General features: G+C 62.2%; 14 protein-coding genes. 7 read left to right on the top strand and 7 right to left on the bottom strand.

What is annotated here, in order from left to right:
* Position 1: 1 nt before the first annotated feature.
* Positions 2 to 673, bottom strand: a complete 672-nt coding sequence (locus tag C1J04_RS06940) for a dimethylsulfonioproprionate lyase family protein (RefSeq protein WP_009826532.1) — start codon at positions 671 to 673, stop codon at positions 2 to 4.
* 150 nt (positions 674 to 823) lie between these two features.
* Here C1J04_RS06940 and C1J04_RS06935 point away from each other — a divergent pair, with 150 nt between their 5' ends.
* The 3 genes from C1J04_RS06935 to C1J04_RS06925 all read left to right on the top strand — a co-directional run bounded on the left by C1J04_RS06935 (position 824) and on the right by C1J04_RS06925 (position 4,350).
* Positions 824 to 2,785 (top strand): DNA gyrase/topoisomerase IV subunit B, encoded by a 1,962-nt coding sequence (locus C1J04_RS06935; protein ID WP_114865319.1) that lies wholly within the window; start codon positions 824 to 826, stop codon positions 2,783 to 2,785.
* Positions 2,778 to 3,251, top strand: coding sequence for a GIY-YIG nuclease family protein (locus tag C1J04_RS06930; RefSeq protein ID WP_009826529.1), 474 nt, complete (start codon positions 2,778 to 2,780; stop codon positions 3,249 to 3,251). Before C1J04_RS06935 ends, C1J04_RS06930 begins: the two co-directional genes overlap by 8 nt.
* Positions 3,252 to 3,669: 418 nt before the next feature.
* Positions 3,670 to 4,350, top strand: a complete 681-nt coding sequence (locus C1J04_RS06925; RefSeq protein WP_005852368.1) for a hypothetical protein — start codon at positions 3,670 to 3,672, stop codon at positions 4,348 to 4,350.
* Here the strand turns inward: C1J04_RS06925 and C1J04_RS06920 are convergent.
* On the bottom strand, positions 4,347 to 4,832 hold the full coding sequence (locus C1J04_RS06920) for a c-type cytochrome (protein ID WP_254655162.1): 486 nt from the start codon (positions 4,830 to 4,832) through the stop codon (positions 4,347 to 4,349). The two genes, C1J04_RS06925 and C1J04_RS06920, sit on opposite strands and share 4 nt — an antisense overlap.
* A 37-nt stretch (positions 4,833 to 4,869) precedes the next feature.
* Here C1J04_RS06920 and C1J04_RS06915 point away from each other — a divergent pair, with 37 nt between their 5' ends.
* Positions 4,870 to 5,304 carry a DMT family transporter gene (locus C1J04_RS06915; protein WP_009826526.1) on the top strand — a complete coding sequence of 145 codons (435 nt, stop codon included), beginning with the start codon at positions 4,870 to 4,872 and terminating at the stop codon, positions 5,302 to 5,304.
* A 6-nt stretch (positions 5,305 to 5,310) separates the two neighbouring features.
* Here C1J04_RS06915 and C1J04_RS06910 read toward each other — a convergent pair whose 3' ends face one another.
* From C1J04_RS06910 to proS, 5 genes are all read right to left on the bottom strand, one after another.
* Complete coding sequence (locus C1J04_RS06910) at positions 5,311 to 6,057, bottom strand: calcium-binding protein (protein ID WP_037954297.1); 747 nt, start codon at positions 6,055 to 6,057, stop codon at positions 5,311 to 5,313.
* A gap of 82 nt (positions 6,058 to 6,139) precedes the next feature.
* Positions 6,140 to 6,823, bottom strand: coding sequence for an ABC transporter ATP-binding protein (locus C1J04_RS06905; RefSeq protein ID WP_009826524.1), 684 nt, complete (start codon positions 6,821 to 6,823; stop codon positions 6,140 to 6,142).
* Complete coding sequence (locus C1J04_RS06900; RefSeq protein ID WP_009826523.1) at positions 6,816 to 8,063, bottom strand: lipoprotein-releasing ABC transporter permease subunit; 1,248 nt, start codon at positions 8,061 to 8,063, stop codon at positions 6,816 to 6,818. The genes C1J04_RS06905 and C1J04_RS06900 overlap by 8 nt, the downstream gene beginning before the upstream one ends.
* Before the next feature lie 175 nt (positions 8,064 to 8,238).
* Positions 8,239 to 8,751: a DUF2937 family protein gene (locus C1J04_RS06895; RefSeq protein ID WP_009826522.1), complete on the bottom strand. Its 513-nt coding sequence runs from the start codon at positions 8,749 to 8,751 to the stop codon at positions 8,239 to 8,241.
* An 86-nt stretch (positions 8,752 to 8,837) separates the two neighbouring features.
* Positions 8,838 to 10,178 (bottom strand): proline--tRNA ligase, encoded by a 1,341-nt coding sequence (gene proS, locus C1J04_RS06890; RefSeq protein ID WP_009826521.1) that lies wholly within the window; start codon positions 10,176 to 10,178, stop codon positions 8,838 to 8,840.
* 172 nt (positions 10,179 to 10,350) lie between these two features.
* On the opposite strand from proS, the gene C1J04_RS06885 reads away from it, so the two are divergent.
* From C1J04_RS06885 to C1J04_RS06875, 3 genes are all read left to right on the top strand, one after another.
* Positions 10,351 to 11,712, top strand: a complete 1,362-nt coding sequence (locus C1J04_RS06885) for an FAD-dependent oxidoreductase (RefSeq protein ID WP_009826520.1) — start codon at positions 10,351 to 10,353, stop codon at positions 11,710 to 11,712.
* A gap of 148 nt (positions 11,713 to 11,860) precedes the next feature.
* Complete coding sequence (locus C1J04_RS06880; RefSeq protein WP_009826519.1) at positions 11,861 to 12,940, top strand: AI-2E family transporter; 1,080 nt, start codon at positions 11,861 to 11,863, stop codon at positions 12,938 to 12,940.
* 4 nt (positions 12,941 to 12,944) lie between these two features.
* Positions 12,945 to 13,628 (top strand): hypothetical protein, encoded by a 684-nt coding sequence (locus tag C1J04_RS06875; protein ID WP_009826518.1) that lies wholly within the window; start codon positions 12,945 to 12,947, stop codon positions 13,626 to 13,628.
* Positions 13,629 to 13,639 lie beyond the last annotated feature (11 nt).

Here is a 13,639-nt window from a genome sequence, read left to right as displayed (position 1 = left end):
GTTATTTACGGGCGCGGGTAAAGACCATTTTCTGCTGGTGCAGATCGGCAGGATCGCCCATCCACGCATAGGCCAGAAGCGCCGGTTCGCGGTCGCCCACTGTGATGCGGTGCAGATGTTCGGGCGGGTTAAAGATCATCGAACCGGGCACATAGACGCCCTGATGGTTCTCGGACACCGCGCCTGACAGACAGACGTAGCTTTCGGTGATCCCCTTATGGGCATGGGCCGGATAGGTGCAGCCCGGCGCGAAGAGCACCACGCCCAGAATGATATCATGGCTGACCACCGGTCCCTGCGCTCCTGCAAGTTCGGCATAGGCGTAGCTGTTGGTCAGCCCCTTGGGGACTTTCTCGTAGCCGTATTGCCAGCTGAGGTCATGGGCCACGGCATCCAGCGCCCGGACCGCGGGGGCCAAGGCCCCCTGCTTGCCCTCGTCCAGCGCGCGGCGCAAATGGGCGGTGACGGGCTTTTCCGCACGCGGCTGCAACCGCAGTTCGGCATTGCCCCGCAGCAGCCTTGCGATGGCCTCGCGCGCCTTGCGTTGATGGCTTTTGATCCGGTCGCTGCCGCCCGCGGGCAGGTAGCGATAAAGCTCGTCACATTCCTGCATCATATAGCGCCAGTCGGGCACATCGCGCAGGGTGGTGGGGGTAACGGTGTCAAACGTCATAGCAAGCCTTCCAACGGTTTCTTGCAGCGATGATAGCAAAGGCACAGCCACAGGAAACACCGCATTGCGACGTCATCCGCCCTTCCCCCGACCATAGCGCTCTGGCATAGTGGGAGGCTCAACAAAAGCAACAGACAGGCAGGCCCCTACATGTCCGATCTTCTTTCCGGTGCGCAGAGCAACGCCAAGGAATATGATGCCTCTTCGATCCAGGTTCTTGAGGATATGGAGCACGTGCGCCTGCGCCCCGGCATGTACATCGGGGGCAAGGACGATCGCGCGCTGCACCATATGGTCGCGGAAATCATCGATAACTCGATGGACGAGGCCGTCGCGGGCCATGCCACCTGGATTGAGCTGGAATTGCATGAAAACGGCCATGTCACCGTGCGTGACAACGGGCGTGGCATCCCCACCGATCCGCACCCCAAAGACCCCAGCAAATCGGCGCTGGAGATCATCTTTTGCACGCTGAACGCGGGCGGCAAATTCTCGGGCGATTCGTACGAGACTTCGGGCGGTCTGCACGGCGTGGGGTCGTCCGTGGTCAACGCGCTGTCGGATCACCTGCGGGTCGAGGTCGCGCGCAACCGCGAGCTGTTCGCGATGGAGTTTTCGCGCGGCATCCCCCAAGGCAAGCTTGAGAAAATCGGCGCGGCCCCGAACCGGCGCGGCACGGCTGTCACCTTCCACCCCGATGCAGAGATCTTTGGCCCGCTCAAGCTCAAGCCCGCGCGGCTGTTCACGATGGCGCGGTCCAAAGCCTATCTGTTTTCCGGCGTTGAAATCCGGTGGAAATGCGGCCAGCAGGACGGCGACACCCCGCAAGAGGCGACGTTCCACTTCCCCGGCGGCCTGTCGGACTATCTGAACGAAACGCTGAAAGGGTCGACAACCTACGCCGAGCATCCCTTTGGTGGCACCGTCGACTTCCGCGAGAAGTTCAACGCACCGGGCAAGGTCGAATGGGCGATCAACTGGACGCCGTCGCGCGATGGCTTCATCCAGTCCTATTGTAACACCATCCCCACACCCGAAGGCGGCACCCACGAGGCCGGCTTTTGGTCCGCGATCCTGAAAGGCGTAAAAGCCTACGGCGAGCTGGTCGGCAATAAAAAAGCCGGCACCATCACCCGCGACGATCTGATCACCGGCGGCTGTGCGCTGGTGTCCTGCTTTATCCGCGAGCCTGAATTCGTGGGCCAGACCAAGGACCGTCTGGCGACTGTGGACGCGCAGCGCATGGTGGAAAACGCCGTGCGCGACCACTTTGACAACTGGCTGGCGGCGGATACCAAAAGCGCGGGTGCGATCCTTGATTTCCTTGTGCTGCGCGCCGAAGAACGCCTGCGCCGCCGTCAGGAAAAAGAGACCGCGCGCAAGACCGCCACGAAAAAGCTGCGCCTGCCCGGCAAGCTGACCGACTGTACCTCCAAGACCCGCGAAGGCACCGAGCTGTTCATCGTGGAGGGCGATTCCGCCGGTGGGTCCGGCAAGGGTGCGCGCAACCGGAACACGCAAGCCTTGCTGCCGCTGAAGGGCAAGATCCTCAACGTGTTGGGGGCCGCGTCGAGCAAGCTGAACACCAATGCCGAGATCAACGATCTATGCGAGGCGCTTGGCGTCGGGATGGGCACGAAGTTCAACCTTGATGACCTGCGCTATGACAAGATCATCATCATGACCGATGCGGATGTCGACGGGGCCCATATCGCGGCGCTGCTGATGACGTTCTTCTACACCCAGATGCGCCCGATGATCGACGCCGGGCACCTCTACCTCGCCTGTCCGCCGCTTTACCGTCTGACCCAAGGGGCCAAGCGCGTCTATGTGGCGGATGATGCGGAAAAGGACATGTGGCTCGAGAAAGGCCTGGGCGGCAAAGGCAAGATCGATCTGCAACGGTTCAAGGGTCTGGGCGAGATGGACGCGAAAGACCTGAAAGAGACCACGATGGACCCCACCACCCGCAAGCTGATCCGCGTCACCGTCGACGAAGACATGCCCGGAGAGACCGGCGATCTGGTCGAGCGTCTGATGGGGAAGAAACCGGAGCTGCGCTACCAGTATATCCAGGAGAACGCCCAGTTTGTGGAGGAGCTGGATGTTTGAGGAACGAAAATCGTTTGTGGACTACACAAGCAAGATACCCGCTTTGTTCGATTTGTTGATGAATGAACCACTAGAGATGTTCCGAGCAAGCGCCCAGGATAAAGGGAAATCCGGAATCTACATTCTGTATGAGGCCGGAGAACCAGTTTATGTCGGCCGCACTCGCAACCTTCAAGGGCGCCTTCGAGCGCATGTTACGAGATCGCATAACTCAGCTTCGTTCGCCTTGAAGCGCACCAGAGCAAAACATGGCGAAATTGCGAAAGCGACTTACTCATCGCGCAATAGTAGGCAGGAAATCGTAAATCACGCCGTATACGGAAAAACATTCATTTCTGAAATCGCCTTGATAAAAAAAATGAGCTTCAAGTTTCTAGAAGTTCCTGATCCCATCGATCAATATTTACTGGAACTGTATACTACCATTGAGCTTGATCTTGAACTGACCGGCTTTGACTCTCATTAAGAGGTCCTTCCTAAACAACTTCCCTAACCTTATCGCATGCGCGTTCGGCACATACCCCGTTCACCTATGGGAAGGCGCTTCGACAGAAAAGAAGCTGTGGACCGCCTACGGAATTGAACTGCTTTCTCCTCGGTATCACGCGATCGCCCGAGGCCACGCCTCGGGCCGCGCCCGACCCTCCCGACGGGAGGGCGCACTTCGTGCCCCCTGGTCTTCGACCGCTCCAGCCTCAAACTGTCCCCCGGACAGTTTGCAAGACGGCCTCCGCCCCAGGGTCAGGCGCGGCCCTTAACATCTGTTCCGCAGGATATCCGCTCCGCCCGTTCGCCCCTGAAACCTTCCCTCGGACGATTTCAACACAGGCCTCGTGTCAAAAATACCGCTTGATCCGCACTGCGCTTTCACTCAACGTTTCGCCATGATCCGAGCCTTCATCCTCCTCATGTTTCTTGCCTCTTGCGGGCGGCCGTTGACCCAGAATGAGCTGCTGTTCGCGGGCGATATCATGGGGGATACGCTTAATTACCCCAAGGTGCGGCTTCATGACGGGTCGCCCTCGCGGGGGGTGACGATGACGCGCAAGGCGCGGCCGCGCACGACCTGTCGCGAACGTATCCTGCCGCCCGAAAAGGTCGGCGAGGTGATCACCACCAAACCCGCCGCCGTGGCGCTGTGGAATACGGTGCTGTTTGACGAAGACTGGTATCTGGACGATTACCTGCCCGACTATCCCGACCGGATCGGGCTGATCGCGGCGATGATCTTTGCCCATGAGTTGACCCATATCTGGCAGTGGCAGAACCGCAAGACGACGGGCTATTCGCCGCTGCGTGCGGCGTTTGAACATGGCGGCGGGGCGGACCCGTATCTCTTTGATCTGGAGAGCGACCCGAAGTTTCTGGATTTTGCCTTTGAACAACAAGGCTCTATCGTCGAGGAATTCGTCTGCTGTCGCGCGTTGGACCCGCAGGCACCGCGCACCAAAAGGCTGCATGCGCTGATCTCGCAAGAGATGCCCGTAGCACCCCTGCCCCAAAGCCGGCCCTATGCGGTGCGTATGCCCTGGGACGGGGTCGAGGTGAACGGGATCTGTAGTTAACGCTGGATGCTTTCAAGATAGACCAGCAGCCCCGCCAGCGCCCGTGGTGTGGGCGTCAGCTGGCCATCCAGATCGACAGGCACCAGATCCAGCGCCATGCCCTCGCCAAAGTGTGGCATCACCCGTTGCAGGTGGCTGTCTGTAGCATCGCCTGCAGGGTCGCCGTAGATATAGGCCAGCGTTTTGGTCTGCGGAAACCGCCCGCCATTGTCGCGCGCCAGTAGGGTCAGGTCGCGGGGCTGTGGGCGAAGGCCCTTGGCCGCGGCGCCGGCCCCTTGGGCGTTCAGCCCGTGGCATTGCACGCAGTTTTCGGCAAAAAACGCCGCCCCTTCCGCGCGGTCGGGGGCCTCGGGCGGGGTCTGTGCGGGCATACAGGCAGCCAGCCCCAGAAACAGCGGCACGCCGAGGGCGATTATGGTTTTCATCATATGATCCTCCGGTAGGTCACGGGGATGCTTGCCCTTGGCGGGGCTCTTCGCCATGATCTGGATCAAGAAACGGGAAAGATTAGGAATACTCATGGCGCATTATGCAGTTGTGATGCTTTTGGCCGGGGTTGGCATTCCCGTTCTGGCCGCGTTGAACGCGGGGCTTGGCAGCCGGATCGGATCCCCTGCGGCAGCGGCTACGGTGCTGTTTGTGGTGGCTTTTTCGGTCAGCTTGCTGGTCGCGATGCTGGTGGGGCGGCAAGGGTTTGCGCAGATCCCCGCGGCCCCGAAGCATCTGCTGCTGGCCGGATTTCTGGTAGCCTTCTACATCCTGTCGATCACCTTTATCGCGCCGCATTTCGGGGTCGGCAACGCGGTGTTCTTTGTTCTGGTGGGCCAGCTTTTCAGCGCCGCGGCGATTGACCATTTCGGGCTGTTCGGCGCCCAGGTGTCGCCCTTGGGGGCAACGCGGGCCGCTGGCATTGCCCTCATGTGTGCCGGTGTCTGGTTGACCCAGCAAGCCTGAGGCCGATCACGCCGCGTCTTGTAGCGGGTTGGTCAGCACAAAGAGGATTTCATCCTCCGCCAAGGGGTTTTCGATCCCCGGCAGGGTGATGGTGAGCCCTGTGCTGAGCGTGACCGTCAACTCTCCATCCGCGACGGTCTGATCGGTGACAGAGGCGTTTTCATCGTCGGTTTCGACAATCAGGGCATCGGTGCCCACGTCATAATCGCTGACCGTGATCCCGCCTGTGGCGCCGTAGATCGCAGTGAAACTGTCCGCGCCCGTGCCCCCGATGCCAGTGTCATTCGCCCCCAATCGCAGGCTGTCGTCGCCGTCTTCGCCGATCAGCTCGTCCGCGACCCCGTCGTCGCTGCCGTCTTGGGCGTTGACCCCGCCCGAAAGCGTGTCATTACCCTGCCCGCCAAACAGAATGTCGCGCCCGTCGGTGCCTTGCAATGTATCATCCCCCGCCGTGCCGGTTTGCGACTGTGTGTCGTCCTCGGGGGGTTGCGCGGTGTCGTCGATCGTCTCGACCGCTGGATCCTCCGCGGTCGGCACGTCGGTCGGCGTGGCGGTTGGCGCGTCGGCTTCAGGCTCTGCCGGGTCGGGGGTCAGTGCATCGTCCATGCCTGCGCCCGTGGTCGTCCCCATATCGGGCATGCCGATGGGGATTTCTTCGTCCTCGACCTCATCCTCCGTATCCTCGCCAAACGGGTCAAACACGGCCAGCATGGGGCCGAAAGCGGCAAAGAGCATGACGAGCAAAGGTGACATGGCAGCATCCTGTTTTGACACAGTTTGCCCCCTGCTCGTGGCGCCCGTTGGGTCTGGGTAAGGATAAATTAAGGCAGCCGCCTTAAAGCGCGACGAGCTGCCCTGCCTCCAGCCGGATCTGGCGGTCCATCCGCGCGGCAAGCTCAAGGTTATGGGTCGCGATCACCGCCGACAGCCCCGTGCCCCGCACCAGCGTCATCAGCGCGGCAAAGACCTGATCCGAGGTGGTCGGATCAAGGTTGCCTGTGGGTTCATCCGCCAGCAGCAGCCGCGGCGCATTGGCGAGCGCACGGCAGAAAGCGACCCGTTGCTGTTCGCCCCCCGACAGCGCCGCAGGGCGGTGGTCGGCGCGGTGGCCGATACCGACCTCCTCCAACAGCGACAGCGCGCGGGTCTGCGCCTCGGACTGCGAGACACCGTTTGCCAGCTGCGGCAACACGATGTTTTCCAGCGCAGAAAATTCAGGCAGCAGGTGGTGGAACTGATAGATAAACCCCACATCGCGCCGCCGCACGCCAGTGCGTTTGCGATCGGACTGCCCTGTCATATCGGTGCCGCCGATTTCAACCGTGCCGGTGTCGGGCGTGTCGAGCAGACCCGCGATATGCAGCAGCGTTGACTTGCCCGCGCCAGAGGGGGCGACCAGTGCGACGACCTCTCCGGCGGCGACGGTCAGGTCGATGCCGCGCAGCACGTTGACTTCGTTCGGTTGGCCGGGGTTGTAGGATTTGCCAATCCCCGAGAGCCGCAAAACAGGATCATTCATAGCGCAGCGCCTCGACTGGGTTCATGCGCGCGGCACGGCGCGCGGGGAAGATGGTGACGACGAAGGACAGGCCAAGCGACAGGCCGATAGCCGACATCACGTCACCGAATTGCAGTTTGGCGGGCAGGAAGTAGATGCCGCGGATCGATGGATCCCATGCGTTGCCCCCCGAGATGTAGTTCACGACGGCAAAAATCTGATCGACATAGAGCGCGAAGAGACAGCCAAGGATCACCCCCATCGCGGTGCCGATGATGCCCGTGAAGGCCCCGCAGATGAAGAACACGCGCAGGATTGACCCTTCGCTCAGCCCCATGGTGCGCAGGATCCCGATGTCGCGCCCCTTGTTCTTGACCAGCATGATCAGGCCCGAGACGATATTCATCGCCGCGATCAAGACAAGGATGCTGAGGATCACGAACATCACGCGGTCCTCGATATCCAGCGCGCTCAGAAACGACCCCGACGCATCGCGCCATGTCCAGATCAGGCCGCGTTCCCCCGCGGCGGATAGCAGCGGCACGGTCAGATCATCCACGCTATCGGGGTTTTCGACCATCACCTCAAGCTCGTCGGCGACGCCTTCGCGGTTGAAGAAGGATTGCGCCTCGGCCAGAGGCAGATAGGCGCGGGTGCGGTCGATGTCATAGCGCCCGGCCGAGAAGATATAGGTCACCTCGTAGCCATTCACGCGGGGGGAGGTGCCAAAGGCGGTTTTCACCCCGTTCGGCGAGATGATCTTGATCGTGTCGCCCAAGCCGACCCGCAGCGCCTGTGCCACGCCGGACCCGATGGCGATGCCCTGTTCGAAATCGGCCAGATCGCCATCGGCGGTTTCGGGGTTGGCGATGCGCGGGATATTGGCCAGATCGGCGGCCTCGATGCCGAAAATCTCGATCCCCGCGTTGGCCTGCCCCTTGTTGGCCATCACCTGACCGCGCACCAAAGGGGCCACCTGCGTCACGCCCGGCACCTGGGCCACACGCGCGGCCATCTCGGTGTAATCGGGTATCCCCGTCTGGGACACGCCGTTCTCATCCACCGACGCCATATTATACACGGTCACATGGGCATTGGCCCCTAGGATCGTATCGACAAATTCAGCCCGAAAGCCCGACCGCACGGCAAGGGTCGCAATCAGGGCAAAAACCGCCAGCGTGATCCCGATCAAGCTGATCCAGGTCATCACGCTCACGCCGCCTTCGGCGCGACGCGCACGCAGATAGCGCCAGGCGATCATCCATTCAAAAGGGGCGAAGGGCGGTGTCGAGGATACTGGTTTGGCCAAGGGATGGTTCCGATCTGGGATCAATCGCGCGCAACCTCGCGGTTTCGGCGCATCGGGTCAAGCTAGGAATAGGGTCAAGCGAGGAGTGGTCGCGCGGCAGCTTGTACCGCAGGTAAAGGCGTGCGTGTCAGCGGCCCTGCGCCGGTATGCGGGCACCGCGCCGCCGGAACGGGGCGCGTAACAGTCGCAGCAGCATCGCTAGCCCCAAGCCGCCCGCGACAAAACCGACGCCAGCAAACACCACCCCGGCAAAGTTCAACGGTACGGCGGGCTGAAACGCCTGCCACGCTGCCCCCGCGATCTGCGGGTCCGACATCTGCGGCAGGTGGTAGGCGCGCATGAAAGGCCCCTGCCCCTGCAATCGGGTCAGGGCGGTTTGCAATGTCTCGTAGCGGGCAAAGGTCGCGGCCATATCGGCGCGGCGCCGCTCCATAAACGCGGTGCCGGTCATCTGCGCCAGGGCATCGCTGCGCGACAGGCCGACGGCTTGGGCGCTGGCATCGAAATCGGCAACGACCTCGTGCAGCGCATCGACCGCCCCGCCCAACCGTTGCAAATATTGCTGAGAGTATTCGGGGAATTGCGAGGTCACCGCCGCGCCCGCCACACCGCCAGCAAGGGTCAGCGCCCGCAGGATCATGAAACGCCCCAAAGGTCCGTTGTGCAGCGCTTCATGATCCGCCCCCGTTTTTCAAGGCCCCTCGTTCCAAGGCCTGTCGTTAAAGGTTAAGCGATACCGCGATAAATCCCGGCGATCTTTTCGACCGCGGCCTCGGGCGTCATCTCTTCACTTTCGCCGGTGCGGCGCGAGGTCAGCTCGACCACACCGTTTTTCAGCCCCCGCGGCCCGACAGTGATCCGCCATGGGAGGCCGATCAGGTCCATCGTCGCGAACTTGCCACCCGCGCGTTCCTTGGTGTCGTCATACAGCGGGTCCAGACCCAGAGCCTGCAGGCTGGCATACAGCGCGTCACAGGCCGCATCCGCCTGTTCGTCGCCCTGCTTGAGGTTCACAATCCCCACATGGAACGGCGTCACGCCCTCGGGCCAGATGATGCCCTTGTCGTCATGCGACGCCTCGATGATCGCGCCCAGCAGACGGCTGACGCCGATGCCGTGCGACCCCATGTGCACCGGCACAGGCTTGCCATCGGGCCCCTGTACGGTCGCCCCCATCGGTTCGGAATATTTCGTCCCGAAATAGAAGATCTGCCCCACTTCGATCCCGCGCGCGCTGCGCTGGCGTTCGGCGGGGACTTCGGCAAAGAGCGCTTCGTCATGGGTCTCGTCCGTGCGGGCATAGCGCGAGGTGAACTCCTCCATCACGGCCTGACACTGGTCGACGGAATCATAATCGATCTCGCGGTCGCCGAACTTCAGCTCGGTGATCTGGCTGTCATAGAACACCTCGGATTCGCCGGTTTCCGCCAGCACGAGGAATTCATGCGTATCGTCGCCGCCGATCGGGCCGGAATCCGCACGCATCGGGATCGCCTGGAGCCCCATGCGTTCATAGCTGCGCAGATAGGTCACCAGATGGCGGTTATAGGCGTGCAGCGCGTCTTCTTTTGTCAGATCAAAGGTATAGCCGTCCTTCATCAGGAACTCGCGGCCCCGCATCACGCCGAAACGGGGGCGGACCTCGTCGCGGAATTTCCACTGGATGTGGTACAGCGTCATCGGCAGGTCCTTGTACGACCCGACGTGGCTGCGGAAGATATCGGTGATCATTTCCTCGTTCGTGGGACCATACAGCATGTCACGGTCCTGACGGTCCTTGATACGCAGCATCTCGGGGCCATAGGCGTCAAAGCGGCCGGATTCCTTCCACAGGTCCGCCGATTGCAGCGTCGGCATCAGCATCGGGATGTGGCCCGCGCGCTGCTGTTCTTCGTGCACGATGGTTTCGATCTTGCGCAGCACCTTGAAGCCAAGCGGCAGCCACGAATAGATCCCCGCCGCCGATTGCTTGATCATGCCCGCCCGCAGCATCAACCGGTGGCTGACAATCTGCGCCTCAGAGGGGTTTTCCTTGAGCACAGGCAAAAAATAACGGGACAGACGCATGATGATCCTCTCAGAGTGAATTGGCACCTGACTATGATAATCCCCGCGCCGAGACAATCACGAAGAGACGGGGCACCAACAGCGGGGCACCAGGTCCCGCGTCCCGCAACCGATTGACCCTCGGCGCACAGACGCGTTTGTTGTCAGCGGCACAAAACAAAAAGAACGCCCCATGACCCTGATCCTAGAGCCCGCGCGCGAAACCCCTGTGATCCACGAGACTGGCGTGCTGGTGATCGGCTCCGGCCCCGGTGGTCTGGCCGCGGCCCTTGCCGCCGCCCGCGCCGGGGCAGAGGTGACGCTGCTCGACCGGTTCGGCTGCTTTGGCGGCAATATCACCGTGGTCGGTGTCGAAGGCTTTGCCTGGTACCGCCATGAACAGACGATAGAGGCCGGCGGCATCGGCTGGGAATTCGAGGAACGCGCCAAGGCGATGGGGGCTGCCAGCCCTGAATCCCAATCGCTCAGCTACGAGCTGGACAGCGAGGGGTTCAAACTTGTCGCTGACCGGCTGGTGACCGAAGCAGGCATCCACCCGATGCTGCACCGCCAGTTCGCAGCACCCATCATGGAGGGCGACACGATCCGGGGCGTCATCGTCGAATCAAAAGCGGGCCGCGAGGCGATCCTCGCCAAAATCGTGATCGATGCCACGGGCGACGCCGATGTCGCCCACCGTGCCGGTGCCCCGACCTACAAGACCCCGGTCGAAGAGATGCAGGCCGCCTCGGTCATGTTCCACATCGCGGGCGTCGATAAGGCGGCCTTCATGGCGGGGGTCAAGGCCGACCCGCAGACTTACGCCAATTGGTCCACGGGCGAATGGGTGGTCGAAACCGATGGCAAGGAAGACGCGATGTTCTCTCCGTTTCTGGCCAAACCCTTTGCCCAGGCCATCCGCGACGGGCGCATGCCCGCCAACCTCAATACCATCGGGGGCACATGGGGCGCTGTGCATGACAGTGGCGAGATGACCTATATGAACCTCGTCCACCTTGCAGAATGCGACGGCACCGACCCCGACAGCATGACCCGCTTCGAGATCGAGGGCCGCGCGCAGGCGATGCATGCGATTGACGCGCTCAAGGCCTATACGCCGGGCTGCGAGACCGCGCGGCTGCGCAATTTCGGCATGAGCATCGGCATCCGCGATACGCGCAAGATCGACGCGGTCTACAACATGACCGAAACCGACGTGCGCCAGCAGGCCCGTTTTGACGACAGTATCGGCATCTACCCCGAGTTCATCGACGGCTACGGCGTGCTGATCATCCCCACCACGGGACGCTACATGCATATCCCCTACCGTGCGATGCTGCCTAAAGGGGTGAAGAATCTGCTCGTCGCGGGCCGCGCCATCGGCGGCGATAAAATCGCCCATGCCGCCACGCGCAACATGGCGTGCTGCACGGTGGCGGGCCAAGGCGCGGGCGTCGCGGCGGCCATCGCGCTGGCTTCGGGCTGCCCGCTGGAAGCCGTGCCGCTGGAGCCCGTGCAAAAAACCCTGCAAGATCAGGGCGTCCGCCTGTATTGACCGCGCCACGCCCGCTTCCAAATGGCTCTAAATCCTCGCCGAAGGCACCTGCCCTATCGGCGGGTGCTGCCGATCCATTTCACCACGGGCCTTGAAAAACCGGCCCCGTTGCGCAATGTCGACCGAAACCAGAATGCGAGGATGCGGCATGGGCCTGCCTATCAGAGATCAGATGAAATACTGGGGTGTCGCGGGGGCGATTTTTCTGGTGTTCCTGTGGTTCACCGGTAACGTGCTGCTGCCGTTTCTGATCGGGGCGGCGATTGCCTATTTCCTGGATCCCGTGGCCGACCGGCTTGAAGCCATGGGCCTAAGCCGCGCGATGGCCACGATGGTGATCACGCTTGTCGCCTTGCTGATCTTCGTGCTGATGGCGCTGCTGGTGATCCCGACCTTGATCAATCAGGCCGTCAACCTGTTCGAGGTCGCCCCCGAGCTGACCCGCAATTTCACCAATTTCCTGACCGAACGTTTCCCCGCCCTGCTGGACGAAGGATCGACCCTGCGCAGCTCGATCAACTCTATCGGGTCGACCATTCAGGAACGCGGCGGAGAGGTGCTGAACACGGCGATCTCCTCGGCGGCGTCGCTGCTGAACGTGATGGTGCTGTTTGTGATCGTGCCGGTGGTTGCCGTCTATCTGCTGCTGGACTGGGACCGTATGGTCGCCCAGATCGACCGCTTGCTGCCGCGCGACCACGCGCCGGTGATCCGTCGCCTTGCGCGTGACATCGATCGCACGCTGGCGGGGTTCATCCGCGGCATGGGCACCGTCTGCCTGATTTTAGGGGCCTATTATGCCATCGCGCTGATGCTGGTGGGGCTGCAATTCGGCCTTGTGGTGGGCTTTATCGCGGGTCTGGTCACCTTCATCCCCTATCTCGGCGCGGTTTTGGGCGGAGCCTTGGCCATCGGTCTGGCGCTGTTCCAGTTCTGGGGGGATTGGTTCTCGATCGGGATGGTGGCGGGCATCTTCGTGCTCGGCCAGATGATTGAAGGCAACTTCCTCACCCCCAAGCTGGTGGGCAATTCGGTCGGGCTGCATCCGGTCTGGCTGATCCTCGCGCTGTCGGTCTTTGGCTCTTTGTTCGGCTTTGTCGGCATGCTGGCCGCCGTGCCGATTGCCGCCGCCCTTGGCGTGATTGCACGCTTCGCGACCGAGCAATATGTCGAAAGCTCGCTATATCAGGGCACGCAGCGCAAGACCTTGGACGAAACGGCGGACTGACACGATGGCACAACAGCTTGGACTTGACCTTCCCAGCCGCCCGGCACTGGGACGGGACGACTTTTTCGTCGCCCCGTCCAACGCGATTGCCGTGGCCATGATCGAGGGCTGGCAGGCCTGGGCGGGGCGCAAGATGGTGCTGACCGGCCCGCCCGGATCAGGCAAGACCCATCTGGCGCATGTCTGGGCCAATCTGTCCGGCGCAGGTATCATCGACGCGCGCGACATTGCCACGGGCGATATCCCCGCGCTGGCGCAAGGCCCGCTGGCGGTCGAGAACGTCCCCGACATCGCAGGCGATAATGCGGCCGAGACGCATCTTTTCCACCTGCACAATCTGGTGCTGGCCGAAGGCCATAGCCTGCTGCTGACCGGCACCCCGGCGGTGCCCCAATGGGGGCTGCATCTGCCTGATCTGACCAGCCGTATGCGCGCGGCGACGGCGGCCGCACTTGAAGCGCCCGATGACAGCCTGCTCACGGCCGTCATGGCCAAGCTGCTGGCCGACCGCCAGCTGACGCCCAAACCCGATGTGATCCCCTATTTGCTGCTGCGTATGGACCGGTCTTTCGCAGCCGCGGGTGAGCTGGTCGCGGCCCTGGATGCCGCCAGTCTGGCGCAACAAAAGCCGGTGACACGGGCGCTGGCGGCACAAGTGCTGGACAATGGGTTTAACGCCGCGCGATAATCTTCTCAGAT

This window comes from Sulfitobacter sp. SK025, from assembly GCF_003352105.1.
Lineage (GTDB): Bacteria > Pseudomonadota > Alphaproteobacteria > Rhodobacterales > Rhodobacteraceae > Sulfitobacter > Sulfitobacter pontiacus.
Note: the sequence above shows the minus strand (reverse complement) of the source record. Positions and strands in the feature narration are given on the sequence as shown.

Bases quoted from the DNA above. Each gene is read 5' to 3' on its own strand.
- C1J04_RS06880 (WP_009826519.1), top strand. From the start codon at position 11,861: ATGGGCCTGCCTATCAGAGATCAGATGAAATACTGGGGTGTCGCGGGG.
- C1J04_RS06900 (WP_009826523.1), bottom strand. From the start codon at position 8,063: ATGATCGCCTGGCGCTATCTGCGTGCGCGTCGCGCCGAAGGCGGCGTG.
- C1J04_RS06905 (WP_009826524.1), bottom strand. From the start codon at position 6,823: ATGAATGATCCTGTTTTGCGGCTCTCGGGGATTGGCAAATCCTACAAC.
- C1J04_RS06875 (WP_009826518.1), top strand. From the start codon at position 12,945: ATGGCACAACAGCTTGGACTTGACCTTCCCAGCCGCCCGGCACTGGGA.
- C1J04_RS06925 (WP_005852368.1), top strand. From the start codon at position 3,670: ATGATCCGAGCCTTCATCCTCCTCATGTTTCTTGCCTCTTGCGGGCGG.
- C1J04_RS06940 (WP_009826532.1), bottom strand. From the start codon at position 673: ATGACGTTTGACACCGTTACCCCCACCACCCTGCGCGATGTGCCCGAC.
- proS (WP_009826521.1), bottom strand. From the start codon at position 10,178: ATGCGTCTGTCCCGTTATTTTTTGCCTGTGCTCAAGGAAAACCCCTCT.
- C1J04_RS06910 (WP_037954297.1), bottom strand. From the start codon at position 6,057: ATGTCACCTTTGCTCGTCATGCTCTTTGCCGCTTTCGGCCCCATGCTG.
- C1J04_RS06930 (WP_009826529.1), top strand. From the start codon at position 2,778: ATGTTTGAGGAACGAAAATCGTTTGTGGACTACACAAGCAAGATACCC.
- C1J04_RS06895 (WP_009826522.1), bottom strand. From the start codon at position 8,751: ATGATCCTGCGGGCGCTGACCCTTGCTGGCGGTGTGGCGGGCGCGGCG.
- C1J04_RS06920 (WP_254655162.1), bottom strand. From the start codon at position 4,832: ATGGCGAAGAGCCCCGCCAAGGGCAAGCATCCCCGTGACCTACCGGAG.
- C1J04_RS06915 (WP_009826526.1), top strand. From the start codon at position 4,870: ATGGCGCATTATGCAGTTGTGATGCTTTTGGCCGGGGTTGGCATTCCC.
- C1J04_RS06935 (WP_114865319.1), top strand. From the start codon at position 824: ATGTCCGATCTTCTTTCCGGTGCGCAGAGCAACGCCAAGGAATATGAT.
- C1J04_RS06885 (WP_009826520.1), top strand. From the start codon at position 10,351: ATGACCCTGATCCTAGAGCCCGCGCGCGAAACCCCTGTGATCCACGAG.